7 protein-coding genes are annotated in these 7324 nt (G+C 38.5%); 2 read left to right on the top strand and 5 right to left on the bottom strand.

The genetic code is table 11. From position 1 onward, the window contains the following. The 4 genes from rnc to lepA all read right to left on the bottom strand — a co-directional run. The coding region (gene rnc, locus ABXH34_RS16345; protein ID WP_502710424.1) for a ribonuclease III at window positions 1-634 on the bottom strand (634 nt) is incomplete at its 3' end. Between the two features lie 5 nt (window positions 635-639). Next, window positions 640-1017 carry a DUF4845 domain-containing protein gene (locus tag ABXH34_RS16350; protein WP_353572955.1) on the bottom strand — a complete coding sequence of 126 codons (378 nt, stop codon included), beginning with the start codon at window positions 1015-1017 and terminating at the stop codon, window positions 640-642. A gap of 27 nt (window positions 1018-1044) precedes the next feature. Continuing rightward, a complete protein-coding gene (lepB, locus tag ABXH34_RS16355; RefSeq protein WP_353572956.1) occupies window positions 1045-1887 on the bottom strand; it encodes a signal peptidase I in 843 nt (280 codons plus the stop codon). Next, window positions 1884-3683, bottom strand: a complete 1800-nt coding sequence (gene lepA / locus ABXH34_RS16360) for a translation elongation factor 4 (RefSeq protein WP_353572957.1) — start codon at window positions 3681-3683, stop codon at window positions 1884-1886. The genes lepB and lepA overlap by 4 nt, the downstream gene beginning before the upstream one ends. 276 nt (window positions 3684-3959) lie before the next feature. Between lepA and mltG the strand changes: the two genes are divergently transcribed. Both mltG and ABXH34_RS16370 read left to right on the top strand, forming a co-directional pair. Beyond that, complete coding sequence (gene mltG / locus ABXH34_RS16365; protein WP_353572958.1) at window positions 3960-5018, top strand: endolytic transglycosylase MltG; 1059 nt, start codon at window positions 3960-3962, stop codon at window positions 5016-5018. A 131-nt stretch (window positions 5019-5149) separates the two neighbouring features. Beyond that, window positions 5150-6316, top strand: coding sequence for a hypothetical protein (locus ABXH34_RS16370; protein ID WP_353572959.1), 1167 nt, complete (start codon window positions 5150-5152; stop codon window positions 6314-6316). Between the two features lie 209 nt (window positions 6317-6525). Here ABXH34_RS16370 and lpxL read toward each other — a convergent pair. Continuing rightward, window positions 6526-7324, bottom strand: a 799-nt coding sequence (gene lpxL, locus ABXH34_RS16375) for an LpxL/LpxP family Kdo(2)-lipid IV(A) lauroyl/palmitoleoyl acyltransferase (protein WP_353572960.1), incomplete at its 5' end; no start/stop codon positions are given.

Consider the following 7324-nt stretch of genomic DNA (forward strand, 5'->3'; position numbering starts at 1 on the left):
GTTCAGCTCTTCGACGACTTTCTCCTGAACCTACAGTGGCTTTTAAGCCAACAACTTGGCATTTCACCTCAAAATGCTGGTCATGTGGAGGGCCTTCCATTTTTAACACTTGATAATCAGGTAAAGGCTGTTGGCGTGCCTGTAAATGCTCTTGTAAACGCGTCTTAGGGTCTTTTTCAATGGTCGAAATAGATAAGATTGATAATCTGGACTCAAACCAAATTAAAATTGATTTACGACAGGCATCTAAATCAGAATCAATATAAATTGCTCCAATAATGGCTTCAACGGCATCCGCTAGAGTAGAGTTACGCCGCCAACCTCCAGAACGCAGTTCACCCATACCCAAGCGTAAGTACTGACCTAGTTCAAGCTCTAGCGCAATTTCTGCTAAGGTTTCACCTTTAACCAAACTTGCACGTAAACGTGTTAACTGGCCTTCCTTGGCCTTAGGAAAACGTTGGAATAAAAACTCACCAATAATAAGACTCAACAAAGCATCGCCTAAAAATTCTAGGCGTTCATTGTTAGGATTGCCAGCACTACGATGGGTCAATGCTGTTTTTAAATGCGCTGACTGTTGAAACTGGTAACCCAAAACTTGATAGAGTTTTTGTAAATCAGATTCTTTCAAGGAAATTATTTAAACTCAACGGTTTGATCAAATTTAGATGTAATGTAAAGATTACCGTAAATAGGTACTTCATCTTCAAATTTGATAATTAAATTAAAGCCAACAGGTGTGCGCTCATATTTGATAAAGTCTTCATAATTGTTGTTATTAATCTTCTTGATATCATTAACACCAAAACGACGCATCAACGCTTTTCTTACCTTGATTGCAGTTTGCTTCTTACTATCTGGCGTGGATTTTAAATTCTCGATGGCACTTAAAATTTTAGATTGCTCTAAATAAATTGGAACTAACTGAAACCCAAGCCATGCAATAATACCAATAATAGCTAATGGCATGATATATTTGGTAATACCACGTTGTTGACGTAAACGAACAAGCATTATAATCTCCTGTGTTGGTATTAAAATCTACTTAATTTTTGTGCCTAAACGATCCCAGCTTACGCCACCGTTAGACCAGTCCAAATTCATCCAGATGAAAAAGGCTTTTCCGATTAAATTTTGCTCTGGCACTGTGCCCCAGTAACGACTATCACGGCTATTGTCACGGTTATCACCCAGCACAAAATATTGTCCTTCTGGCAAGACAAACTGATTATACACAATTGGTGTTGGATGTTTCGGCACAACTAAAATTTGATGCTCGGCATTAGGTAAATGTTCAACCCGCAAATCTGCACCTGTCATATTACTACCTGAACCCACACCATGATAAGTACTAATTTTTTCTTGGCTTACAATTTCACCATTAATATATAAATGCTTAGTTTCGCGATTATAATGTACCGTATCACCGGGTAGGCCTACAACCCGTTTAATAAATGGTGTGGTAGGGTCTTCAGGATAACGGAATACGACCACATCACCCCGTTCTGGTTCGCTGATGGGCAATACTTTCGTATTCAATACAGGTAAGCGAATACCATAAGCAAATTTATTGACTAAAATAAAATCACCGACTAATAATGTGGGCATCATAGAGCCTGATGGAATTCGAAATGGCTCAACCAAAAATGAGCGTAAAATCAATACAATTAAGAAAACAGGCAACAAAGATTTAGATAAATCAACCAATAATGGGACGCTTTCAGCTTTTTCTCGCACTGCATCACTGGTTTCTGCTGGTAGTTTGGCAACTAATGCACGACGCTTAGGGGCAAAAAAGATAGCATCAAACAGCCAAATCACGCCACTGACAAAAATGCAGATGACGAGTATCGTTGCTAAATCCCAGTTCCAGTTTGAATTCATTTATTGGTCTTCCCGACATGTAATACGGCTAAAAAGGCATCTTGTGGAATAGAAACTGAACCCACTTGCTTCATGCGCTTTTTACCTTCTTTTTGTTTTTCTAGTAGTTTACGCTTACGTGTTACGTCCCCACCATAGCATTTTGCTGTGACGTTTTTACGTAAGGCCTTCACGGTTTGACGTGCAATAATCTGTGAACCAATCGCAGCTTGAATTGCAACATCAAACATTTGACGCGGGATCACATCTTTCATTCGTTCTGCTAATTCTCGTCCACGCACGGTACTTTGGTCACGGTGCACAATAGTAGACAAGGCATCAACAGGATCACTATTAATCAATACATCTAATTTAACTAAATTAGCAGCTTGAAATCTGACAAAATTGTATTCTAGTGAAGCGTAGCCACGGCTAACCGATTTTAGGCGGTCAAAGAAATCAAGCACCATTTCACTCATTGGTAATTCATACGATAACGCAACTTGAGAGCCAAGATATTGTAACTTGGTTTGAACCCCACGTTTTTCAATACATAAACTAATCACATTACCTAAATATTCTTGTGGTAATAACATATTAGTTTCAACAATTGGCTCACGCATTTCAGCAATTTTATTCGACGCTGGCAAAGCCGATGGATTATCAATTAATAGGGTTTCGCCTGCCGTTGTTTCTATTTCATAAATCACGGTTGGTGCAGTGGTAATTAAATCTAATTCATATTCTCGTTCTAGCCGTTCTTGAATAATTTCCATGTGTAACATGCCTAAGAAACCACAGCGGAAACCAAATCCCAAGGCTTGTGAATTTTCTGGCTCATAATGTAAAGCCGCATCATTCAAGCGTAATTTAGATAAGGCTTCACGAAAATTTTCATACTCGGCGGAATCAGTTGGAAACATACCCGCAAATACACGCGGCTGAATCGCTTTAAACCCTGGTAATGGCTCAGTTGTTGGGTTATCAGTATCCGTCAATGTATCACCAACGGGTGCACCGTAAATGTCTTTAATCCCCGCAACTACAAAGCCGACTTCGCCTGAGCCTAATTTTTGTGTGTCTGTACGTTTTGGAGTAAAAATCCCCACTTTATCAACTTGGAAACTGCGTCCTGTCGACATAATCTTAATTTTCTGGCGTTTATTCAGCGTACCATTAACAACGCGCACCAGCGAAACAACGCCTAAATAGTTATCAAACCATGAATCAATAATCAATGCTTGTAATGGTGCATCAGGGTCACCTACGGGTGGCGGAATATGCTCCACTAAGAATTCTAGCAGTTCGTCAACGCCAATCCCTGTTTTTGCACTAATTCGTATGGCATTTTGTGCTTCAATTGCAATAATTTCTTCAATTTGATGAATCACCCGCTCAGGTTCAGCAGAAGGTAGATCAATTTTATTTAAGACAGGCAAAACTTCCAAACCTTGCTCAATCGCCGTATAGCAATTTGCTACACTTTGGGCTTCAACTCCTTGTGCCGCATCGACAACTAATAATGCCCCTTCACAAGCAGCTAAAGAGCGTGATACTTCATAAGAAAAATCAACATGCCCTGGTGTATCAATAAAGTTCAACTGATAAGTCTGACCATCCTTAGCATGATAATCCAAAGTGACACTTTGAGCTTTAATCGTAATGCCGCGCTCACGCTCCAAATCCATTGAATCCAAAACTTGTGCTCCCATTTCACGTTCTGAAAGGCCGCCACAAGTTTGAATGAATCTGTCAGCTAAGGTGGATTTCCCATGGTCAATATGTGCGATAATTGAAAAATTACGGATGTGCTTCATGCAGTGTTTTGATTCCAGTTCTATCTACAACCTATTGAACGCGCCCAACAGGTTTTAATGTCTCGCAAAAATACAACAATTGTTATCATTTTACAACACTTAATTAGTTACCGTTCCCAACAAAAATAGATAAATCTACCTAAACAAAAGCACAGCCTTGTTCTTAGCCATCGGCCACATCCTGAAATTAGCGTGTAGTCGTACAAAAAAATCACACTGTATTATGTTAAAATGCGGTATAAAAAGCGTAGACAACTTTATCTTATTGAAAATATTATGCTAAAGAAACTGACTCTATTTTTGGTATTTTTAATCTTAGCTACCGTTGGTAGTGGTTATTATTTTTATGAATATCAACTCAACACATCACTAAAATCGAAAACAGAAATAACTTACAAAGTGGAGCAAGGGCAAACCTTGACTGATATTGCGATTGATTTGATGGATCGCAGATTAATGAATTATCCCACCGCTTTGGTTTGGGTTTGGGCCGCCCGTTTCAATGGTCAAGATGTTAAGATTCGAAAAGGGCATTTTTTAATCCCTGTAGGCACAACGCCGCAGGGCTTTTTAGATATATTACTTCACGCAAAACCAGTGCAACATACTTTGGCACTGATAGAAGGTTGGACATTTAAAAAGATATTATCCAAGATCAGAAAGGATAAGCATTTAAAGTTGACCTTGAATGATTTATCTACAAAGCAAGTGATGCAGAAATTAGGTCATGAGAAACAACATCCAGAAGGTCGTTTTTTCCCTGATACGTATCATTTTCCTAAAGATATGACAGATTTGGAATTTTTACAACGCGCCTACAACATGATGCAAAATACACTATCAGCAGAATGGGAAAACCGTCAATCAGGCTTGCCACTTAAAACAGCCTATGAAGCCTTAATTTTAGCCTCGATTGTTGAAAAGGAAACGGGAAAAGCTGAAGAACGTCCGCAAATAGCTCGCGTTTTTATTAACCGATTAAATAAAGGTATCAAACTACAAACAGACCCTACGGTCATTTATGCCTTAGGTGAAAAATATGATGGTAATATTCGCTCAAACGATTTGAAATATAGAAGCCCCTATAATACTTATTTAAACAAAGGCTTGCCACCAACACCTATCGCCACACCCAGTAAAGAAGCCATTCATGCAGTGTTAAATCCTATTGATTCCAATGCCTTATTTTTTGTTGCTAAAGGAGATGGCTCACACTATTTTTCGAGCACAAACAAAGAGCATAGTTGCGCGGTGATTCGTTATCAGTTAAAAAAACATTCCTCTCGTTACAACCAATGGTGTCGTCGTTATAAAAATTGTAGTGCTTGTAAATAAAAAATCTGACAAATTTGACCATGCCCATCAATATTGGCTTTTTTAGCATTGAGGTAGGAAAATGTTATACTATTCAAATGGTAGGTTAACCTGTAACCTATTTCATTCCAACACTTAAGAGGTAAATATAGATGTTATCTAAATCTATGTTATTTTGGTTCGCTATTTTTCAATTACTATTTTTCACACCATTGAGCATCGCAGCAGACAAGTTAGCGATTAAAAATTTTGAAACAGCAGTCGGTTTTTGTGAAAGAGCATTACAATCAGAAATGCCTAAAAGTTCAGGCTCATTGCGTGTATTAAAAGGTAACTGGAAAAAATATCAAAATAATATGGACAATGCCTTAAAGCGTGATCCCACTTTAGCAAATGCCAGTAATCATACTTATACAGGTGGTTATTTTGTTGATAAAAACTTTGCTGAAATTTATCAGGTCTGTAACGAAGAGCTACCTGAAAAAGTAAATGAAGCCATAGAATATATTGATGAGATACGTCGTACAAGACAAGCTCGCTTAAATCAACAACGCGCTTTACTTGATGCACTAGAGCAAAAAACCAATATTTCCAAAGATTACGTGATTGCAGCAATTAACCAACATTGTGCCACTTATGTGCGTTCCCCTTCTCCTACCGCAACTGATTTACAAGTGTCATATCAAATGGCAAAACAAAAAGCGTTAGAAACTTATGCGGATATTGTTAGACATTTTCATGAAGCGACTATGTTTAACAGTGAAATAGGCGAAGATGAACTGTTAAGTAAAACGATTGAATCATGGTTTGAGTTTTGTGATAACGCATTTAATATTAATCAAGCAGTGAATCATGCAACCTTCGTGAATGAACAATTGTTACCTCCTCAACCCGAGACTGTCTCTGTATTACCAGATAATACAAATTTGATGTTGCCGCCATTACCAACTCATATTCCAACAACACAATTTGTAGTGCCACAACCTGAAATAAGCCAGCTAATTAAACAACCTACAGCATTAGCTGAGCCTGAAGAAGAAACCTATGCTGATACAAGTTACAACGAAGATGAATATTCTGAGGAAAATGATCCTGATTTTCAGCAAGCGATGAGAACGCTGAAAGAAGATCGTGCCAAAGTATTGAAGAAAGAAAAGCGGATGCCTGATTTTGTGGATAACGAGGATTTTAATTTAGGGGCTGCAGCATGGTGGCGTTATGAAAAAGATGAAGGCCGTCGTTGTGTGACTTATAGCTTTAAACTCAATTCATTGACTCGTACCCAAGAACAACCTGGTGAATGTCCTATCGATTACTAAAGGAAAGGGTTGGGATATAAACTCTAAATGGGTCGCTTTAATATTTGTTTTTTCTCGTTCCACGCACTGCGTGGAATGTGTCATAGACGCACTTGAGTCCTATCAGGTGACGACGTGGTGTGTCGTCACAAGTTATATGAATTCTAAAGATTGTCTGAATCGGTGTTTAATTTTCAGGCGGCACTTTTCCAAATACAATTTTAATTGGATCAATAAAACCGTTGCTCCCCATCAGGTCGATCTTTAAAACGTCGATGTGCCCATAAATATTGCTCAGGCGCTTGTCGAATTTGTCGTTCAATTAAATTATTCACTATTTCAGCATCAACAACATTATTTCCTGTTGGAAAATTTTCTAATGCAGGTTGTAAAATCACTTGATAGCCCTGCGCATTAGGTAAACGTCTGACGAAAAAGGGGATAACGGCCGCTCCTGTCATTTTAGCTAAACGTGCAGTTGCTGTATTTGTTGCAGCGGGAATATTGAAAAATCTGGCAAACACACTGTTTTTATGTCCAAAATTTTGGTCGACGGCAAACCAAACGGGTTTATTTTGTTTCAAGCTACGAATCATATCTCGAATTGCATCGCGTGAAATGGCTTTTTCTGCATGTGTTTCACGACTTCTTTTCATAAAAAATTCAATAACAGGATTTTCATGGGGACGATATGTGCCATGTATTTTAGCTTTCTGGGTTAAAAAGCGGGAACCCATTTCCAACGGGGTAAAATGTGCACTAAGTAAAATAACCCCTTTGCCTCGTGCTAATGCCGCGTCTAAATGTTCAAGTCCATCAAGTTGACCTAAATGAACTAATTTTTTATCTGCAACCCACCATGCGATAACCATTTCTAGCAAACCGATTCCCAGTGACTCGAAATGCTGTATGAGTAATTGTTGCCGCTCTGAGTCAGTTAATTCAGGAAAACATAAATCTAAATTAATCGCAGCAATCTTGCGTCGCCGTTTGGCTAAGCGATAAGCGATGTGCCCTAATTGTCTACCC

Origin of the sequence: Candidatus Albibeggiatoa sp. nov. BB20, assembly GCA_016744725.1 — a bacterium.
In the GTDB taxonomy this organism is placed as follows: domain Bacteria; phylum Pseudomonadota; class Gammaproteobacteria; order Beggiatoales; family Beggiatoaceae; genus Albibeggiatoa.